Here is an 18,176-nt window from a genome sequence, read left to right on the forward strand (position 1 = left end):
TCCCCGCGGAGGCGGGGATGAGCGGGTGTTGAAATCGGGGGCGCCGCCCCCCTTTTCTCAGCGCCCCGGCTGTTCTCGGCTCGCCCCTCCGGGCAAACTCGGCCGTGAAGAACCGGAGCCCCCCATGACCCTCGCCACCGCCGACCTCTGCGACGCCCACCCCGACAAGGTGAAGGTCTGCCACATTCCGTTCCGCAGCTTCGGCCAGGTCGCGGCCTTCCACGGGTCGATCCGCACCCTCAGCGTCCTCGATGACAACGCCCTGGTCCGCCAGACGCTGGAGCGCCCCGGTCAGGGCGCGGTTCTGGTGGTCAATGGCGGCGGGTCGCTGAAACGCGCCCTGGTCGGCGACAACCTGGCGAAGCTGGCCGTCGACAACGGCTGGGCCGGGATCATCGTCCACGGCGCCATCCGCGACAGCGCCGTCATCGACACGATGAAAGTGGGCGTCAAGGCCGTGGGCACGGTCCCCCTGCGCGCCGACCGCGACGCCATCGGCGAAATCGACATCCCCACGGCCTTCGGCGGCGTCATCTTCACCCCCGGCGACTGGCTCTACGCCGACGCGGACGGGGTCATCGTCTCGCCCCGCCGCCTGCGCGACTAGCCATACCTTTCCTCCCCATTTCATGGGGAGGTGGCGCGGCGGCGGAGCCGACGTGGCGGAGGGGGCGACGCCGTACTTGCCGAATGCGCTCAAATCGTCAGATGGCAGAGGCGCCCCCTCCACCACTTCGTGGTCCCCCTCCCCATGAAATGGGGAGGAAAAAGAGAGTCGGCCCGAACCGGATCACGCGCCAGTGATGCGCTCGGCGCAAAATCCCTATATGACGCCGGTTCCGACATTCTCCCCGCGCGCCCGAACTCCTTAGAGCGATACGCCATGACCAGCCTGAAACAGATCCGCTCCACCTTCCTCGACTACTTCGCGGCCGACGGCCACGAGAAGGTGCAGTCGGCTCCGCTGGTGCCGCAAAACGACCCGACCCTGCTGTTCGTCAACGCGGGCATGGTGCCGTTCAAGGACTATTTCACCGGCGCCTCGACCCCGCCCTACAAGCGCGCGACCAGCTCGCAGAAATGCGTGCGCGCCGGCGGCAAGCACAATGACCTGGACAACGTCGGCTATACGGCGCGTCACCACACCTTCTTTGAGATGCTGGGCAATTTCTCGTTCGGCGACTACTTCAAGGACCACGCCATCGAGAGCGCCTGGGGCCTGCTGACCAAGGAGTTCGGCCTTGATCCCAGCCGCCTGCTGGTCACCGTCTATCACACCGACGACGAAGCCTTCGACATCTGGAAGAAGATCACCGGCTTCTCGGACGACAAGATCATCCGCATCCCCACCGCCGACAACTTCTGGGCCATGGGCGACAGCGGCCCTTGCGGTCCGTGCACCGAGATCTTCTACGACCACGGCGACCACATCTTCGGCGGTCCTCCGGGCAGCCCCGATGAGGACGGCGACCGCTTCGTGGAGATCTGGAACAACGTCTTCATGCAGCACGAGAAGGAGAACGATAATATCGTTCGCGACCTTCCCAAGCCCAGCGTCGACACCGGCATGGGTCTGGAGCGCATCGCCGCCGTCCTGCAAGGCGTCCACTCCAACTATGACGTCGATCTGTTCAAGAGCCTGATCGGCGCCTCGGAAGAGCTGACCCGCACCAAGGCCGAGGGCGAGCGCGCCCCGTCGCACCGCGTCATCGCCGACCACCTGCGCTCGACCGCCTTCCTGATCGCCGACGGCGTGACCCCGTCGAACGAGGGCCGAGGCTATGTCCTGCGCCGCATCATGCGCCGCGCCATGCGCCACGCCCACCTGCTGGGCGCCGCCGACCCGCTGATGCACCGTCTGGTGCCGACCCTGGTCGAGGAGATGGGCGAGGCCTATCCCGAACTGCGCCGCGCCCAGGCCTTCATCGAGGACACGCTGAAGCAGGAAGAGATCCGTTTCCGCACCACGCTCGGTCGCGGCATGAACCTGTTCGATCAGGCGACGACGGACTTCAAGACCGGCGACATGCTGGACGGCCAGACGGCCTTCGCCCTCTATGACACCTATGGCTTCCCGCTGGACCTGACGCAGGACGAGGCCCGCCGGCGCGGCTTCTCGGTCAATGTCGCCGGGTTCGAAAGCGCGATGGCAGAGCAGCGCGCCCGGTCGCGCGAGCACTGGACCGGCTCGGGCCAGACGGCCTCGGCCGGCGCCTGGCTGGCCCTGCGCGACCAGCACGGCGTGACCCAGTTCACCGGCTATGACACGGAAACCGGCGAAGGCCAGGTCGTCGCCATCCTGAAGGACGGCGTGGCGGTCGAGGCCGCCGAGGCCGGGGAAGTGGTCGAGGTGGTGCTGAACCAGACCCCCTTCTACGGCGAAGGCGGCGGTCAGGCCGGCGACAAGGGCGGCTTCGTCTGGACCAACGGCGAAGGCCGCGTGCTGGACACCAAGAAGCACGCCGACCTCTTCGTTCACACGGTCCAGGTGGCCCAGGGCGCGGCCCTGACGGTCGGCGCAACCGTGACGGCCACGGTCGAGACCGGCTCGCGTCCGACCACCCGCGCCAACCACTCGGCCGCCCACCTGCTGCACGCCGCGCTGAAGAACGTGCTCGGCCCCCACGTCGCCCAGAAGGGCCAGATGGTCGATGCCGAGCGCATGCGCTTCGACTTCAGCCACAACGCCCCCGTGACCGAAGACGAACTGGCGCGGATCGAGGACGAGGTGAACGCGGTCATCCGCCAGAACGTCCCGGCCACGACCCAGCTGATGGCCCCTGAGCAGGCCATCGAGGCCGGCGCCGTCGCCCTGTTCGGCGAGAAGTACGGCGACGAGGTCCGCGTCCTGACCCTGGGCCAGGCCCTGACCGGCGACGGCGCCTATTCGGTGGAACTGTGCGGCGGCACCCACGTGGCCCGCACCGGCGACATCGCCCTGTTCAAGATCGTGTCGGAAGGCGGCGTCGCCGCCGGCGTCCGCCGCATCGAGGCCCTGACCGGCGAGGCGGCCCGCCGCTTCCTGCTGGATCAGGCCAATGTGGCCCGTTCGCTGGCCCAGGGCTTCAAGATCCAGACCGCCGACGTCCCGGCCCGGGTCGAGGCCCTGAGCGCTGAACGCAAGGCACTGGAGAAGCAGGTCGCCGACCTGAAGAAGCAACTCGCCTTGGGCGGCGGTTCGGGCGCCAATGCGGCCCCGGAAGAGATCAACGGCGTCAAGCTGATCGCCCGCGTCCTCGACGGCGTGGACGGCAAGGGCCTGCGCGGCGTGGCCGAGGACTTCAAGAAGCAGATCGGCTCGGGCGTCGTCGCCCTGGTCGGCGTCACCGACGGCAAGGCGGCCATCACGGTCGCGGCGACCCCTGACATGGCCGGTAAGGTGAACGCGGCCGATCTGGCCCGCGACGCTGTCATCGCCATGGGCGGCAAGGGCGCCGGCGGCAAGCCCGACTTCGCCCAGGGCGGCGCGCCCGACGGGTCAAAGGCCGAAGCCGGTCTGGACGCGATCCGGGCCGCGCTGAAGGGCTAGGCCCTCACAGGCTGAATGAAATCAGGCGGCGGGCTTTCGGGTCCGCCGCCTTTTTCTTTCCTCCCCATTCCATGGGGAGGGGGACCGCGTAGCGGTGGAGGGGGCGACGCAAACGTCAGCCGTCGAGCCGCCCCCTCCGTCTCGTCGCCTGCGGCGTCGATCCATTTCCCCATCGCTATGCGACAGGGAGGAAAGGAAAGGGCGACGCATCCGATGCGCCGCCCTTTTTCTTTGAAATAACAAAAGCCCTCCCCCTCGAGGGGGGAGGGTTGGGTGGGGGTGGAGGCAGGTCGCTTGAAGGCTGGCGCGTGAGACGTCGCGCCTCTCGCGCCGCATCGTCAAAGGGCGGCGTGCACACCCCCATCCCCGACCCTTCCCCCCTCGAGGGGGAAGGGAGCAGAGAATGCGTTACTCCGGCTTGCTCAAATCGATCCCCGCCAGCTTCCAGCCGAACAGGTTGCGGCGCTTCATCAGCAGGGAGACCCGCTCGTCCGGCTGGTCGTCGCGGGTCAGGGTGACGGCGAAGGTGTCGAGATCGCGGTAGCCCCAGGACTGGCGCACCTTCTGGCTTTCCGGCTTGGGCCCGGCCTCCGGTTCGACGCGAGCCAGATCCGGCTTCGGCGCCTTGCCCTCCTGCACCATGAGCGCGATGGCCTGGGGCGTGACGAAGGCGTCCACGGCGCCGCCGACCAGAGCCGGGGCCAGCAGCATGCCCAGACCGGACAGACCGCCCAGGCGATCATCCTTGCGCATTTCCGCCACCATGCGCTCGCCCAGTTCGTCCTTCAGGCTGGCGCGGAAGGCGGGAAAGTCCACCTGACGCTCCAACGCCTGTTCGTCGCCCGTCTTGGCCGCCTGCACCAGCGACCGCGCCGCCAGCAAGGGCGAAGCGGCATAGGCCAGGACGAAGACCGCCACGGCGGCGCCCCCCAGTCGAATGATCAGTTTCTGGTTCATCGGCCCTCCCCTGCCTTACGAACGCGACGGGTAGGCGACATGTTGCACCACGACCCCCGAAAATCCCCAGGGACATTAAGGGCATGGTTCGTGAGGGGGCTCAAGCCGCCAACACAAACACGGCCGTCATTCCGGGGTGCGAAACGAACCCGGAACCCAGGCGTCTGGTTCTGCCGCGCCCCTGCGTGTTGCAACGCCTGGGCCCCGGATCGCCGCTGCGCGTCGTCCGGGGTGACGGCAGGCAGGAAAGCGAACGACAAAAAGGCCCGCCGGATCGCTCGAGCGGGCCTTCATGCTTGGTGCGCTAACGCGCTTCGCGCTGCTTGAGCGCGTCAGGCCGCGTCGGGTCGACCCGGAGGGCGACCGCAGCCCAACAAAAAGCCGCTAGCCGATGTTCGGCAGGGCCTTCTTCAGGTTCTCGGAGACCTTGTCGAGGAAGCCCTCGGTGGTCAGCCAGGACTGCTGATCGCCGACCAGCAGGGCCAGGTCCTTGGTCATGAAGCCGGCTTCGACGGTCTCGACCACGACGCGTTCCAGGGTGGCGGCGAACTCGGCCAGCTCGGCGTTGTCGTCCAGCTTGGCGCGGTGCGAGAAGCCGCGCGTCCAGGCGTAGATCGAGGCGATCGAGTTGGTCGAGGTGGCCTCGCCCTTCTGATGCTGGCGATAGTGACGGGTCACGGTGCCGTGGGCGGCTTCCGATTCCAGCACCTTGCCGTCCGGCGTCATCAGCACCGAGGTCATCAGGCCCAGCGAGCCGAAGCCCTGGGCCACGATGTCCGACTGCACGTCGCCGTCGTAGTTCTTGCACGCCCAGACGAAGCCGCCCGACCACTTGATGGCCGCAGCCACCATGTCGTCGATCAGGCGGTGCTCATAGGTCAGGCCCTTGGCCTTGAACTCGGCGGCGAACTCTTCGTCGAACACCTTCTGGAAGATGTCCTTGAAGCGGCCGTCATAGGCTTTCAGGATGGTGTTCTTGGTCGACAGATAGACCGGATAGTTGCGCTGCAGGCCGAACGAGAAGCTGGCGCGGGCGAACTCGGTGATCGAGTCGTCCAGGTTGTACATGCCCATGGCCACGCCGGCCGAGGGGAAGTCGAAGACCTCGTAATTCTGCTCTTCGCCGTTGGCGCCGACCCACTTCATGGTCAGCTTGCCCGGGCCGGGGACCAGGAAGTCCGTGGCCTTGTACTGGTCGCCGAAGGCGTGACGGCCGACGACGATGGGCTGGGTCCAGCCCGGAACCAGACGCGGCACGTTGGAGCAGATGATCGGCTCGCGGAAGACGACGCCGCCCAGGATGTTGCGGATGGTGCCGTTCGGCGACTTCCACATCTTCTTCAGGCCGAATTCCTGAACGCGGGCTTCGTCCGGGGTGATGGTGGCGCACTTCACGCCGACGCCGTGCTTCTGGATCGCGTGGGCCGCGTCGATCGTCACCTGGTCGTCGGTGGCGTCGCGGTTTTCCATGCCGAGGTCGTAGTAGTCGAGGTCCAGGTCCAGATAGGGGAAGACCAGCTTGTCCTTGATCATCTGCCAGATGATCCGGGTCATTTCGTCGCCGTCGATGTCCACGATGGGGTTGGCGACCTTGATCTTGGCCATGCTCTGCCTCTGTCTCTTAATCAGGGAAGGAATATCGTGCGGGCGGTATAGCGAGACGCGCGCGCGGGCGCAAAGGGTGAGGGCCTCTAAGCCTGTCCCTGCGTGAAAAGGCCTTGGGCCGGCTTGAACCGGAGGCCAGCCAGACCGTTCATGACGTCCCGCTCCTGTCGCCGGAAACGCCGCCCATGATGCTCCGCAGCCTGTTGCTCACCGCGTCCGCCGCCCTGGCCCTGGGGGCCTGTCAGGAGGGGGATCAGGCCGAGGCGACCGCCTCGGCCGCGTCGTCGCCCGCCGCCCCTGCCCGCGACGCCGCGACGGCCACGGTCAAGACCGAGACCCGCAAGTTCCGCGACTGGCTGGTGGTCTGCGACAACGGCAACGCCTGCTCCGCCTTCGGTCCCGCGCCGGATGGCCAGGACGGCTGGGTGCGGGTCAGCCTGGACGCCGGACCCGACGCCCGTCCCGCCGTCGCCGCCGGCTTCTGGGGCGAGCAGGAAGAGGGCGGCGTCGGCCCCTTCACCCTGACGATCGACGGCCGCGCCTTCCCCGCCGCGCACGGGATCGACCCCTCCAATGATCAGGCCTACGCCGGGGTGATCGAAGGCGACGCCCTGCCGGTCGTGGACGCCCTGGCCTCGGGCCGCCGCCTGACCCTGTCGCAGGGGGCGGAGAGCACGCCCATCTCCCTGTCCGGGGCCGCCGCCGCCCTGCTGTGGATCGACGAGCGTCAGGGGCGTTTGAGCACGACGACCGCCCTGGTGCGGCGCGGGTCCAGGCCCGCCTCGACCGTGCCCGCCGCCCCGGCCCTGCCGGTGGTCAGGCCCGCCCCCGCCGTGGCCCAGACCAACCTGCCCAAGCCCGTCTTGTCCCCGGCATTCGAAGCGCGGGCCGACGTGAAACAGTGCCGCGCCGACACCGTCCAGAGCCCGACCTTCCAGACCGCCGTCACCGTGGATCGCCTGTCGGCGGATCAGGAGTTGTGGGGCGTGCCCTGCTCGTCGGGGGCCTACAACTACAGCATGCGCTATTTCGTGACCGGCCCGAACGGCGCCGATCCGCAGGCCCTCAGCTTCCCCACCTCGCGCACGCCCGACGACGAGGTGGTGGACAGCGAATACGATCCCGGCAGCCGAACCCTGCGCGGCTTCAACAAGGGGCGCGGCATCGGCGACTGCGGCATCGATTCCCTGTGGGTCTGGACCGGCCGCGCCTTCGCGCTTCAAGCGGAAAGCGAGATGCGCGAATGCTGGGGCGTGCCTTCGGACCAGTGGCCGACGACCTGGCGCAGCCGCTAGGTTCTCCCTCCGTCATCCCGGACGAAGTCTCGCTGGCGAGACGAAGATCCGGGACCCAGTCTGCCGATCTTGACAGCGTCTTTGTCTGGCAGCGAACGACTGGGTCCCGGATCGGCCTGACGGCCGTCCGGGATGACGGCAGAATAAACAGACGGGATCAGCCGCGCATCTGGGCTTCCAGCACCGCCAGCGGCAGGGAGCCGTTCACCAGCACCTTGTCGTGGAAGGCGCGCAGGTCGAAGCCGGGGCGGCCTTCCGCCTCGGCCCGCAGGCGGGCGATGACCGTGTGGCCGACCTTGTAGGAGCAGGCCTGGCCCGGCCAGACGCAGTAGCGGTTGATCTCGCTGTTCGAGGCGTCCAGCGGCTTGGCGCCCGAGGCCGCCATGTATTCGACCGCCTGTTCGCGGCTCCAGCGCTCGGAATGCAGGCCGGTGTCGACCACCAGCCGAACGGCCCGGAAAAGATAGGACATCAGGAAGCCGACCCGGCCCAGCGGGTTGTCGGCATAGGCGTTCAGGTCGTTGGCGGCGACCGCCTCGGCATAGAGCGCCCAGCCCTCGTTGTAGGCCGAGAAGCCGCCCGCGCGGCGCCACTGCGGCAGCTCGCCCGACTCGCGTTGCAGGGCGACCTGCAGATGGTGGCCCGGCGAGGCCTCGTGATAGGTCAGGGTCGGCAGGGCGAACTTCGGCCAGTTCCCGCTGTCGCGCAGGTTGATGTAGTAGGCGCCCGGCCGCGAGCCATCCAGCGGCGGTCCCTGGTAATAGCCGCCCGGCGCGCCCGACTGGATCGACACCGGCACGCGGCGAATCTCGACGTGCGACTTGGGCAGACGCCCGAAGACGGACGGCAGCTTGGGCTCCAGCGCCGCAACCTGCTCGTTCAGCCAGGCCAGCAGTTCTTCCTTGCCCGCGTCGGTGTTGGGGAAGAGCTGGGCCGGGTCCTTGTTCAGGGCCTGGATCCGTTCGCCGACCGTGCCTTGCGTATAGCCCTGGGATTTCAGGATTGCGTCGATCTCGGCGCTGATCTCGGCCACCTGTTCGCGGCCCATCCTGTGGATCTCGGCGGCGCTCAGGGTCGTGGTCGTGTTGGACTTCAGGCCGTTGGCGTAGAAGGCCTCGCCGTCGGGCAGGCGCCAGACCCCGGCGTCATGGACGGCTTGCGGGCGGATGGCCTCCAGCGCGGCGACCTGACGGGCCAGGGCGGGCTTGATCTGCTGGTCGACGATGGCGGCGGCGCGGGCGTCATAGCCGGTCAGGTTCAGGGCCGCGGTCTTGCGGACCAGCGACTTGATCATGGCCAGGTCGGCCGCGCTCGTGTCGTGCAGGGTGCGGACCTGGGGCAGCATCCGGTCGATGATGAAGTCCGGCGGGATGACGCCCAGCCCCGCGTCCTCACGCACCTTGTCCGTCTCGCCGTCCAGCACCCCGGCGAAGGCCGACAGGCGCGAAAGGAAGGCGTCGGCCCCCGCCGCGTCCTCGATGCGGTGCTGGTTGTCCATGAAGTCCGGCGTCTCGAAATAGGCGCCTGACAGCTGGGTGACGACATAGGGCGACGGACGGCCCGGCCCCGCGCCATAGGCGAAGCGCGCGGTCTCGGCCGCCGTCTCGCGCCCAAAGGCGGCGATGGCGTAGTTCAGGGCGCCGGCCTCCGACAGCCCGGTCTGGTCGAAGGCGCGCAAGCTTGCCCAGCGGCTGATCGCCTTGTCGCGATCCTTGCGGATGGCGGCGGGACCGGCCTCGCTGAGCTTGGACGACAGACCGGCGCGGGCGCCGCGGTCCAGACCCAGGTTGGTGGCCCGCTCCGGCGCCTCGTCCACGTCGGCCTCGAACCAGCCGTCCAGCAGGGCGTTGAGGCGCGCGTCAGCATCACCGGACGCCGCATGGGCGAGCGAGGGCGCCACGGCCGCCGTGGCGGCGGCGGTCAGCAACAGGCGGCGGCGGTCGATCATGGTCTTCACTCCCCGACGAGGGCGGCGCTGCGCCGCGCGCCCCCTCTTCACTCGACTGTCGTCGGGCCGGCGCGCCCGTTCCCGCTGTTAGGCGGGCGTCCAGGCGTTCAGGGTCCGCTCCAGCACCGTCAGCGGCACGCCGCCCAGGTTCAGGCCGGTGTCATGGAAGCCCTTGATGTCGAAGCGGCCGCCCAGACGTTTCTTGGCGTCCTCGCGCAGACGAACCCAGGTGGTGTGGCCGACCTTGTAGCTGGAGGCCTGACCCGGCCAGACGCAGTAGCGCTCGACCTCGGTGGCGATGCTGGATTCCTGGTCGCCCAGGGTATCGACCATGTAGCGGATGCCCTGCTCGCGGCTCCAGCGCTTGTGGTGCAGACCGGAATCGACGACCAGACGCGCGGCGCGGAACATCAGCGACTGCAGATAGCCGATCTGGCCGAAAGGATCGTTCTCATAGGCGCCGATCTCGTCCGCCAGCTGCTCGGCGTACAGGCCCCAGCCCTCGGAATAGGCCGAGAAGCCCATGACCTTCATCAGCAGCGGCGTATCCGGTTGCTCCTGCTGCAAGGCGATCTGGAAGTGATGGCCCGGCACCGCCTCGTGATAGGTCAGGGTCGGCAGGGTCCACTTGGGCCATTCCGCCGTGTCGCGCAGGTTGATGTAGTAGGCGCCCGGACGCGAACCATCCAGGGCCGGCGACTGATAGTATCCGCCCGGCGCACCGGCCTCGATGGCCTTGGGCACGCGCTTGATGTCGCACGGCGACTTGGGCAGGCGGCCGAAATAGTCCGGCATGCGCGCCTGCATGGCGACCATCTGGGCGTTCAGCTCCTGGATCAGCTCGTCCTTGGCCTCGTCCGTGTTCGGATAGACGAAGCGCGGGTCCTTGCCCAAGGCGGCGATGCGCTCGCCGACCGACCCTTGCGTCATCCCTTGCGCCTTCAGCAGGGCGTCGGCGCGGGCCGAGATTTCGGCCACCTGCTCCAGGCCCATCTGATGCACCTCGTCCGGCGTCATCGACGAGGTGGTGAAGTATTTCAGGCCGAAGCGGTAGTAGTCCTCGCCCTGCGGCAGACGCCAGACGCCGCCGTCGTGGGTCGCGCCGGGGCGCACCGCCTTCAGGGCGTCGGCCTGACGCTGGATGGCCGGATAGACGTCATTGGTGAGAATGGCCTGGGCGCGCGCGGCCCAGTCGCCGGGAATGTTCTTCTCGGCCGTGCGGCGAGCCACCGACTGGCTCATGATCGAATCCCCCGGGGCCGTGCCGGTGATGGCGGCCATCTGGGTCAGGGTGCGGTCGATGACGAAGTCGGGCGGCACGGCGCCCGCGGCGAAGTCGGCCTGCATCCGGGCGCGTTCGTCGTCCAGGCCCTTGGCGAAGTCCGACAGGCGCGACAGATAGGCCTCGGCGTCGTCCGCCGCCTCGATACGGTGCTGGCTGTCGAGGAAGTCCGGCACGCTCTGGTAGGCGCCGCTTAGTTGGCTGACGGTGTAGGGCGAGGGGAACATGCCGCCGCCATAGGGAAACTTGTACCCCTCCTGCACCGTGTCGCCGAAGAACTCGAGCGAGTCGTAATAGGTCTGCTCTTCAGCGGTCAGTCGGGCCTTGTCGATGGCCTTCACCGCCTTCATGCCGTCGTTGAACTTGACCTTGTCGGCGTCGATCTTGGCCTGGGACCGGTCGCTCAGCTTGAAGCGCGCCTGCGCCATGGCCCCCCGGTCCATGCCCAGCGAGGTCAGGGTCTCGGGGTCGGACAGGATCATCTCCTGCGCGATCTTGTCCAGCAGGGCCAGGAACTGGGCCGAGACGGGGCCGGCGGCGGCGGCAGGCGTCCCCGCAGCCTGGGCCAGGGCGCGGGCGGCGCCCGAGGTCGCGAACGCGCCTCCCAGGGCGGCGGTCATCAACAGGCGGCGGCGATCCATCATAGGGCTTCCTCCCAAAAGCGATGGAAGGGGACACTATCGAAGCGTAGCCGCCCCGCAAGGCGTCATGATCACGGCGCGGATGAAGTTTCCTCCATCCCGTGGCCACGAAACCGGATCAGCCTGGCTGGACGTGGGCCTTGAGGCAGTCGCGCACAGCCTTCTTCAGGTCGCCCGGCGCATTGGGTTCATCCACGCCGTCGGCGGCCAGAACCGCCTTCATCGCGGCGTCCAGCCCCTTGGGCAGGGCCGCGATCACCTTCTTCTGACCCTTGTCATGCAGGCAGAAGCCAACCTCGCTGCACAGGGCGGCGAACATTTCGTCGAAGTCCACGTGGTCGAAATTGGGGGCGGCGTCGGTCATCGTTTCAGGCTTTCAGGCGGGTCGCATGGAAGGCCACGTGGTCGTCCACGAAGCTGGCCATGAAGAAGTAGGAGTGATCATAGCCCGGCTGCATCCGCAGGGTAAGCCGCTGTCCCGCCGCCTTGGCCGCCGCGACCAGAAGTTCGGGTTTCAACTGGTCGGTCAGGAAGGGATCGGCGTCGCCCTGATCCACCAGGATGTCGTCGAACACGCCCGCCGCCGCGCCGCCTTCGATCAGCAGGGCGGTGTCGTGTTTGGCCCACTCTGCGCGGTCCTCGCCCAGATAGGCGGAAAACGCCTTCTCGCCCCAGGCGCAGCGCGTCGGCGAGGAAATCGGCGCAAAGGCCGAGACCGATGTGAACAGCTCGGGATGGCGCAGGGCCAAGGTCAGCGCCCCGTGCCCGCCCATGGAGTGACCGAAGATCGAACGGGTCTTCGTCGTCGGGAACTCGGCGTCGATCAGGGCGATCAGTTCGTCCGTGACGTAGCTTTCCATGCGGAAGTGCGGCGCCCAGGGCGCCTGCGTGGCGTCGACATAGAAGCCCGCGCCCTGCCCCAAATCATAAGCCGCATCGTCCGCCACGCCTTCCCCGCGCGGCGAGGTGTCCGGCGCGACGATGATGACGCCGTGCTGTGCGGCGGCCTTGTAGGCCCCGGCCTTGGTGGTGAAATTATCCTCGGTGCAGGTCAGGCCCGACAGCCAGATCAGGACCGGGAACGGCCCCTCGCCGGCGGGCGTGAACACCGACAGGGTCATGGGCGTGCCCGTCGCGGCGCTGTCGTGCTTTAGATAACGCAGGGTCCCGCCGTGGACAGCGTGGATCTTGACCGTTTCCATCAACTCAAACTCCGATCAGTCAGGCCAGACGCGGGCCATGAAGGCGTCGTCCAGTCGGCCGCCGTCCTTCGGGAAATAGCTGTACCAGTCGCGCGGGATCGGCGGGCTGGCCCCGGCGGGCGGCGCGCCGCCGCCCCAGGCCTCGAAGCCGACGCCGACCAGGATCGGTCCCTCGCGCACTGCGGGGGCCGGCACGGCCTCGACCGCCTTGACCACGGCCGCGACAGTTTCCGCGCTGGGCGCCGGCTCGCCGGTCACGACCCACGCCTTCGAGCGCCCGCCCGGCTTGACCATCAGCAGCAACATGCCCGAGGCGCCGGCCTGGGCGGGGGCCGCGCGAATCGCCCCCTCAGCCGCAATCGCCGCCGCATTGACATAGGGCGACAGGGCCGCGACCTCGACCCGCGCCTTCATCACCGGATCGGGCAGATAGAGAACCACGTCCTTGCCCACCCAGGCCTCGGCGGGGGTCTCCGCCGCCACGGGCGCAGGCTCGCGATTGCAGGCGGCGAGGCCCATGACGACCGCAAGGGCCATGATCGACGCGGTCGCCGCCTTCTTCATCGTTTCAGTCCTCAGCCCGGCCGGTGAACGGCGCAGATCTTGTTGCCCGACGGATCGCGCAGATAGGCCAGGTGCATCTTGCCGAAGGGGGTGTCGCGCGGACCCGCCGGGTCCTCGATGGCCGTGCCGCCCGCCGCCACGCCGGCCTCGGCGAAGGCGACGACCGCTTCCGGGCTGGCGGCGGCGAAACCGATGGTGCCGCCGTTGGCGTGACAGGCGGGCTCGCCGTCGCGCGGCGTGACCACGCCCAGCATGCCGCGCGGCGTCATGTACCAGACGCCCGGCCGGGGTTGGTCATTGTAGGCGCCGGGCTGATGGCCCAGGGCGCCGAGCACCGCGTCATAGAATTTGTGCGACGCCTCGACGTCGTTGGCGCCCAGGGTGACGTGCGTGAACATGATCTTCCTCCCGATGTGACGCCCGGCCGGTTCGCCGGGCGCCGCAAGCTAGGCTTGGTCAGTTTCGTTTGGCAACGCTCTTTTAGAAGACGATCACCGAACGGATGCTCTTGCCTTCATGCATCAGGTCAAAGGCCTCGTTGATGCGTTCCAGCGGCAGAGTGTGGGTGATCATCGGATCGATCTCAATCTTGCCGTCCATGTACCAGTCGACGATCCTGGGCGTGTCGGTGCGGCCGCGCGCGCCGCCGAAGGCCGAGCCCTTCCAGACGCGGCCGGTGACCAGCTGGAACGGACGGGTCGAGATCTCCTTGCCCGCCTCGGCCACGCCGATGACGATGCTCTCGCCCCAGCCCCGGTGGCAGGCTTCCAGCGCCTGACGCATGACCACGGTGTTGCCGGTGCAGTCGAAGGTGTAGTCGGCGCCGCCGCCGGTCAGTTCGACCAGATGGGCCACCACGTCCGAGACGTCCTTGGGATTGACGAAGTGGGTCATGCCGAAGCGGCGGCCCCATTCTTCCTTGTCTGCGTTGATGTCGACGCCGACGATCATGTCGGCCCCGACCAGCTTCAGCCCCTGGATGACGTTCAGGCCGATGCCGCCCAGACCGAAGACCACGGCGTTGGCGCCCGGCTCGACCTTGGCCGTGTTGACCACCGCGCCCACGCCCGTCGTCACGCCGCAGCCGATGTAGCAGGCCTTGTCGAAGGGAGCGTCCTTGCGGATCTTGGCGACGGCGATCTCGGGCAGCACCGTGTAGTTCGAGAAGGTCGAGCAACCCATGTAGTGGGCGATGGCCTGACCCTTGTAGGAAAAGCGCGAGGTGCCGTCCGGCATCAGACCCTTGCCTTGGGTCGAGCGGATCGAGGTGCAGAGGTTGGTCTTGCGGCTGAGGCACGACTTACACTGGCGACATTCCGGCGTGTACAGCGGGATGACGTGGTCGCCGACGGCCAGCGAGGTCACGCCCGGCCCCACCTCGACCACTACGCCCGCGCCCTCATGGCCCAGGATCGACGGGAAGATGCCCTCCGAGTCCAGTCCGTCCAGCGTATAGGCGTCGGTGTGGCAGACGCCCGTCGCCTTGATCTCGATCAGCACCTCGCCGGCGCGCGGGCCTTCCAGATCGACCTCGACGATCTCAAGCGGGCGTTTGGCTTCGAAGGCGACGGCGGCGCGGGTTTTCATGATCTGGGTCCTTCGGACGTCCCTAACGCGCGCGACGCGGTCGCTCGCTGCTTCAGGGACAGGAGGTGACTGAATTGGCGTCTGTTCTACGCCGGTCGCGGCGGGGCGGATATGGCGACAACCGCAAAAACATTATTGTCGTACTGCAACAATCATGATCGAACGTCCCCATGAGCCGCTGGGCCGGGATCGACGAATTCACCGCTGTCGCCGAACAGGCCAGCTTCTCGGCCGCCGCTCGGCGACTGGGCCTGTCGACCTCGGCCGTCAGCCGCGAGATCGCCCGGCTGGAGGACCGGCTGCAGACCCGCCTGCTGCATCGCACCACCCGCCGGGTCGAGCTGACCGACGCGGGCCGCGACTTCCTGGCCCGCTGCCGTCGCCTGATCGACGAACGCGACGAGGCCCTGGCCGCCGTCCAGCCCGATGATCAGGCCCCGCGCGGCCTGCTGCGCATGACCTGCTCGGTCTCCTACGGCGAGCGCTTCATCGCCCCCGCCGTCAACGCCTTCGCGCGCCAGAACCCGGAGCTGCGCATCGAGCTGGATCTGGACAATCGTCTCAGGGACCTGGTCGGCGACGGCTATGATCTGGCGGTGCGGTTCGGCCACCTGACTGACTCGCGGCTGATGGCGCGGCGGCTGGCCTCGCGACGACTGATCCTGTGCGCCAGCCCCGACTACCTGGCGAGGCGGGGCGCCCCGCGCGACCTGTCCGAGATCGCCAGCCACGACGGCCTGATCGGCTCGTCCGAGCAATGGCGTTTCACCGAGGCCGGGCGCGAAGTCAGCCTGCGCCCCACCGGCCGCTGGCGCTGCAACTCCGGCGCGGCGGTGCTCGACGCCGCCCTGCAAGGCCTCGGCCTGTGCCAGTTGCCCGACTTCTACGTCGCCGAAGCTCTGACGTCGGGCGCGTTGGCCTCCCTGCTCGACGAGGCCCGCCCGCCCGACGAAGGCGTCTGGGCCGTCCATCCCCACCCCCGCCACGTCCCGCCCAAGGTCCGCGCCATGATCGACTGGCTGCATGACAGCCTGGCTAGCGCACAAAGGAGCCCCGCATGAACCTCGTCGTCCTGACCGGCGCCGGCGTCTCGGCCGAGAGCGGCGTGCCGACCTTCCGCGCCTCGGACGGGCTGTGGGAGGGGCATCGCATCGAGGCGGTGGCGACGCCCGAGGGGTTCGCGACGAACCCGGCCCTGGTGCAGGACTTCTACAACCAGCGGCGCCGCCAGTTGGCCGAGGTCCAGCCCAATGCCGCGCACCGGGCCCTGGCCGATCTGGCGGCGCGGTGGCGGGGAGATTTCCTGTTGGTGACGCAGAACGTCGACGACCTGCACGACCGGGCGCACGTCGAGACGCCCCCGGCGCCGGGGTTCGAGTTGATCCATATGCACGGCGAGTTGAACAAGGCGCGCTGCACCGCGTCCGGCCTCGTCTGCGACTGGACCGACGATCTGGAGGCCGAGCACGCCTCGCCGCATCACCCGCATGGGACCTTGCGTCCGCACATCGTCTGGTTCGGGGAGATGCCGCTGGCGATGGAGCGGATCGAGGCGGCGCTGGACGCCTGCGACCTGTTCGTCTCCATCGGCACTTCGGGCGCCGTCTATCCGGCCGCGGGCTTCGTGCAACTGGCCCGCATGGCCGGGGCGCGGACGGTCGAGATCAACCTGGAGCCGACGCAGGGCGCGCGCCTGTTCGACGAGGGCGTCTATGGGCCCGCGACTGAGACCGTGCCCGCCTTCTTCGGCGCGCTCTAGGTTCTGGGCCCGAACAGAATGACCCCGGCCCCGATCAGGCAGACCGCCCCGCCGATCAGGTCCCAGCGGTCCGGCGTCGTCTTCTCGACCAGCGCCATCCAGACCAGAGACGCGCATATATAGACCCCGCCATAGGCCGCAAACGCCCGCCCCGCCGCCTCGCTCGGCGCCAGGGTCAGCAGCCAGGCGAAGGCGATCAGACTGATCACGCCCGGAACCAGCCAGACCGGCGACCGATCCAGCTTCAGCCAGGCCCAGAAGGCGAAGCAGCCGCCGATCTCGGCCAGGGCGGCCAGGGGGTAGATGAGGGCGAGTTTCATTGCATCTCCGTCATTCCGGGGCGGCGCAGCCGAACCCGGAACCCAGACCGTTCAACATGCGGCGCGACGACAGGACAAGGCACAGTCATATCAACCCCCTAGGTCCCGGGTTCGCTTCTCGCCCCGGGATGACGGCATTGAGAGGTCAGTCATACCAGTCCGCCGCCAGGTCTTCCCAAACAGGGTTGGCGGCTTCGATCAATTCCAGCTTCCACGCACGCCGCCATTTCTTGATCTGCTTTTCGCGCGCGATGGCTTCGGTCATGCCGAGTTGAGGCTCGAACCAGACCCAACCCCTTGCAGGCGTAGTCGTCAGTGAAGCCCTTGGACGTCCCGAGCTTGTGCTTCCAGACGCGGTCGTGGAGATCGCTTGTGACGCCGGTGTAGAGCGTGCCGTTGCGGCGGTTGGCCATGATGTAGACGGCGATGATCGCGTCTGGGTTTCGCACCTCGCCCCACCCCCTCCGTCATTCCGGGGCGCGAAGCGAACCCGGGACCCAGGCCATTCAGCACGCAGGAAGGCGACAGGACAAGGCGCAACCACAGCCACCGCCTGGGTCCCCGGGTTCGGCTGCGCCGCCCCGAGGATGACGAAATAAAAGAAGCTACTCGCCCTTCTTCGCTTCCTCCGCCGCGCGCTTCTCGGCCAGCTTGGCCAGGACCCGACCCCGCCCCTTGGCCAGGGCGTGGATGGCGCCGCGCATGGTGGCGACTTCCTGTTCGGTGAAGGCGGCGCGGCCCAGCATGACGCGCAGGTTCTGGCTCATCGACGGCTTCTTCTCGGGCGGGTGGAAGAAGCCGCCGGCGTCCAGTTCCGCCTCCAGATGCTCGTACATGCCGACCAGCAGGGCGTTCGCCGCCGGCGGCTCGCCTTCGCGGAAGCGCGGCGGCGGGGCGTCCAGGATCAGGGTGCGCCACTCATAGGCGTTGATGGCGACGGCCTGGGCCAGGTTCAGCGAATGGTGGCGCGGGTCGATGGGGATGGTGGTGATCCCGGCGCACAGGGCGATGTCGGTCGTCTCCAGCCCCGCCCGCTCGCCGCCGAACAGCAGGCCGGTCTTCAGGCCCGAGGCCGTGTCGTCATAGAGGATGCGGGCGCTCTCACGCGGCGTGCGCACCGGCTGGCGCGTCTCGCGCGGGCGGGCGGTGGTGGCGAAGACGGTGTGCAGGTCGTGGGCGGCTTCGGCCACGCTGTCGAAGACCTTGACCCCGTCCAGAACCCAGTCGGCGCCCGAGGCCATGGCCCAGGCGCGGTCCTGGGGCCAGCCGTCGCGCGGCGTGACCAGCCGCAGTTCCGTCAGGCCGAAGTTCGCCATGACACGGGCGACCGCGCCGATGTTTTCGGCCATCTGGGACTTGTCGAGGATGACGACGGGGGGCGTGAGTTCAGTCATGGGGGGCTCTGTAACCCTTCTCCTCTTGAGGGAGAAGGTGGCCCGTAGGGTCGGATGAGGGGTGTCGGCGCGACGTTGGACAGGAAGCCCTCA

Annotated in this window: 16 protein-coding genes and 1 pseudogene; 5 read left to right on the forward strand and 12 right to left on the reverse strand. The window is 68.3% G+C overall.

Annotation, left to right across the window (positions count from 1 at the left end):
- The first annotated feature begins 124 nt into the window (after positions 1-124).
- Both rraA and alaS read left to right on the forward strand, forming a co-directional pair.
- Positions 125-607, forward strand: a complete 483-nt coding sequence (rraA, locus tag ACOZBP_RS16115) for a ribonuclease E activity regulator RraA (protein WP_422677343.1) — start codon at positions 125-127, stop codon at positions 605-607.
- A gap of 276 nt (positions 608-883) precedes the next feature.
- Complete coding sequence (gene alaS / locus ACOZBP_RS16120; protein ID WP_422677344.1) at positions 884-3,529, forward strand: alanine--tRNA ligase; 2,646 nt, start codon at positions 884-886, stop codon at positions 3,527-3,529.
- A gap of 408 nt (positions 3,530-3,937) precedes the next feature.
- Here alaS and ACOZBP_RS16125 read toward each other — a convergent pair whose 3' ends face one another.
- Together ACOZBP_RS16125 and ACOZBP_RS16130 are read right to left on the reverse strand one after the other, a co-directional pair.
- Positions 3,938-4,486, reverse strand: coding sequence for a DUF2939 domain-containing protein (locus ACOZBP_RS16125; protein ID WP_422677345.1), 549 nt, complete (start codon positions 4,484-4,486; stop codon positions 3,938-3,940).
- Between the two features lie 384 nt (positions 4,487-4,870).
- On the reverse strand, positions 4,871-6,091 hold the full coding sequence (locus tag ACOZBP_RS16130) for an NADP-dependent isocitrate dehydrogenase (RefSeq protein ID WP_422677346.1): 1,221 nt from the start codon (positions 6,089-6,091) through the stop codon (positions 4,871-4,873).
- A gap of 113 nt (positions 6,092-6,204) precedes the next feature.
- Here ACOZBP_RS16130 and ACOZBP_RS16135 point away from each other — a divergent pair, with 113 nt between their 5' ends.
- On the forward strand, positions 6,205-7,386 hold the full coding sequence (locus ACOZBP_RS16135; protein WP_422677347.1) for a DUF1176 domain-containing protein: 1,182 nt from the start codon (positions 6,205-6,207) through the stop codon (positions 7,384-7,386).
- 157 nt (positions 7,387-7,543) lie between these two features.
- Here the strand turns inward: ACOZBP_RS16135 and ACOZBP_RS16140 are convergent, their stop codons facing one another.
- From ACOZBP_RS16140 to ACOZBP_RS16170, 7 genes are all read right to left on the reverse strand, one after another.
- Entirely contained in the window at positions 7,544-9,334 is a 1,791-nt protein-coding gene (locus ACOZBP_RS16140) for a DUF885 domain-containing protein (RefSeq protein ID WP_422677348.1), read from the reverse strand.
- 87 nt (positions 9,335-9,421) lie between these two features.
- Positions 9,422-11,260, reverse strand: coding sequence for a DUF885 domain-containing protein (locus tag ACOZBP_RS16145; protein WP_422677349.1), 1,839 nt, complete (start codon positions 11,258-11,260; stop codon positions 9,422-9,424).
- 115 nt (positions 11,261-11,375) lie between these two features.
- Positions 11,376-11,621, reverse strand: coding sequence for a hypothetical protein (locus tag ACOZBP_RS16150; protein WP_422677350.1), 246 nt, complete (start codon positions 11,619-11,621; stop codon positions 11,376-11,378).
- A gap of 4 nt (positions 11,622-11,625) precedes the next feature.
- Positions 11,626-12,459, reverse strand: a complete 834-nt coding sequence (gene fghA / locus ACOZBP_RS16155; RefSeq protein ID WP_422677351.1) for an S-formylglutathione hydrolase — start codon at positions 12,457-12,459, stop codon at positions 11,626-11,628.
- 15 nt (positions 12,460-12,474) lie between these two features.
- Positions 12,475-13,023: a hypothetical protein gene (locus ACOZBP_RS16160; protein WP_422677352.1), complete on the reverse strand. Its 549-nt coding sequence runs from the start codon at positions 13,021-13,023 to the stop codon at positions 12,475-12,477.
- An 11-nt stretch (positions 13,024-13,034) separates the two neighbouring features.
- Positions 13,035-13,421, reverse strand: coding sequence for a VOC family protein (locus ACOZBP_RS16165; protein ID WP_184265883.1), 387 nt, complete (start codon positions 13,419-13,421; stop codon positions 13,035-13,037).
- A gap of 82 nt (positions 13,422-13,503) precedes the next feature.
- Positions 13,504-14,610, reverse strand: coding sequence for an S-(hydroxymethyl)glutathione dehydrogenase/class III alcohol dehydrogenase (locus ACOZBP_RS16170; RefSeq protein WP_422677353.1), 1,107 nt, complete (start codon positions 14,608-14,610; stop codon positions 13,504-13,506).
- Positions 14,611-14,780: 170 nt separating this feature from the next.
- On the opposite strand from ACOZBP_RS16170, the gene ACOZBP_RS16175 reads away from it, so the two are divergent.
- Positions 14,781-15,671, forward strand: a complete 891-nt coding sequence (locus ACOZBP_RS16175) for a LysR family transcriptional regulator (RefSeq protein WP_422677354.1) — start codon at positions 14,781-14,783, stop codon at positions 15,669-15,671.
- Positions 15,668-16,369, forward strand: a complete 702-nt coding sequence (locus tag ACOZBP_RS16180; protein WP_422677355.1) for an NAD-dependent deacylase — start codon at positions 15,668-15,670, stop codon at positions 16,367-16,369. The genes ACOZBP_RS16175 and ACOZBP_RS16180 overlap by 4 nt, the downstream gene beginning before the upstream one ends.
- On the opposite strand, the gene ACOZBP_RS16185 is transcribed toward ACOZBP_RS16180, so the two are convergent.
- The 3 genes and pseudogenes from ACOZBP_RS16185 to ACOZBP_RS16195 form a co-directional block, all read right to left on the reverse strand.
- Positions 16,366-16,689 (reverse strand): YnfA family protein, encoded by a 324-nt coding sequence (locus ACOZBP_RS16185; protein WP_422677356.1) that lies wholly within the window; start codon positions 16,687-16,689, stop codon positions 16,366-16,368. The genes ACOZBP_RS16180 and ACOZBP_RS16185 overlap by 4 nt on opposite strands.
- A 365-nt stretch (positions 16,690-17,054) precedes the next feature.
- A pseudogene (locus ACOZBP_RS16190) lies at positions 17,055-17,102 on the reverse strand (GIY-YIG nuclease family protein); the annotation flags it as partial.
- Between the two features lie 192 nt (positions 17,103-17,294).
- Positions 17,295-18,083 carry an RNA methyltransferase gene (locus tag ACOZBP_RS16195; protein WP_422677357.1) on the reverse strand — a complete coding sequence of 263 codons (789 nt, stop codon included), beginning with the start codon at positions 18,081-18,083 and terminating at the stop codon, positions 17,295-17,297.
- Between the last annotated feature and the right edge of the window lie 93 nt (positions 18,084-18,176).

Source organism: Brevundimonas sp. NPDC058933 (genome assembly GCF_049315965.1).
In the GTDB taxonomy this organism is placed as follows: Bacteria; Pseudomonadota; Alphaproteobacteria; order Caulobacterales; family Caulobacteraceae; genus Brevundimonas.

Bases quoted from the DNA above. Each gene is read 5' to 3' on its own strand.
- rraA (WP_422677343.1), top strand. From the start codon at position 125: ATGACCCTCGCCACCGCCGACCTCTGCGACGCCCACCCCGACAAGGTG.
- alaS (WP_422677344.1), top strand. From the start codon at position 884: ATGACCAGCCTGAAACAGATCCGCTCCACCTTCCTCGACTACTTCGCG.
- ACOZBP_RS16125 (WP_422677345.1), bottom strand. From the start codon at position 4,486: ATGAACCAGAAACTGATCATTCGACTGGGGGGCGCCGCCGTGGCGGTC.
- ACOZBP_RS16130 (WP_422677346.1), bottom strand. From the start codon at position 6,091: ATGGCCAAGATCAAGGTCGCCAACCCCATCGTGGACATCGACGGCGAC.
- ACOZBP_RS16140 (WP_422677348.1), bottom strand. From the start codon at position 9,334: ATGATCGACCGCCGCCGCCTGTTGCTGACCGCCGCCGCCACGGCGGCC.
- ACOZBP_RS16145 (WP_422677349.1), bottom strand. From the start codon at position 11,260: ATGATGGATCGCCGCCGCCTGTTGATGACCGCCGCCCTGGGAGGCGCG.
- ACOZBP_RS16150 (WP_422677350.1), bottom strand. From the start codon at position 11,621: ATGACCGACGCCGCCCCCAATTTCGACCACGTGGACTTCGACGAAATG.
- fghA (WP_422677351.1), bottom strand. From the start codon at position 12,459: ATGGAAACGGTCAAGATCCACGCTGTCCACGGCGGGACCCTGCGTTAT.
- ACOZBP_RS16160 (WP_422677352.1), bottom strand. From the start codon at position 13,023: ATGAAGAAGGCGGCGACCGCGTCGATCATGGCCCTTGCGGTCGTCATG.
- ACOZBP_RS16165 (WP_184265883.1), bottom strand. From the start codon at position 13,421: ATGTTCACGCACGTCACCCTGGGCGCCAACGACGTCGAGGCGTCGCAC.
- ACOZBP_RS16170 (WP_422677353.1), bottom strand. From the start codon at position 14,610: ATGAAAACCCGCGCCGCCGTCGCCTTCGAAGCCAAACGCCCGCTTGAG.
- ACOZBP_RS16175 (WP_422677354.1), top strand. From the start codon at position 14,781: ATGAGCCGCTGGGCCGGGATCGACGAATTCACCGCTGTCGCCGAACAG.
- ACOZBP_RS16180 (WP_422677355.1), top strand. From the start codon at position 15,668: ATGAACCTCGTCGTCCTGACCGGCGCCGGCGTCTCGGCCGAGAGCGGC.
- ACOZBP_RS16185 (WP_422677356.1), bottom strand. From the start codon at position 16,689: ATGAAACTCGCCCTCATCTACCCCCTGGCCGCCCTGGCCGAGATCGGC.
- ACOZBP_RS16195 (WP_422677357.1), bottom strand. From the start codon at position 18,083: ATGACTGAACTCACGCCCCCCGTCGTCATCCTCGACAAGTCCCAGATG.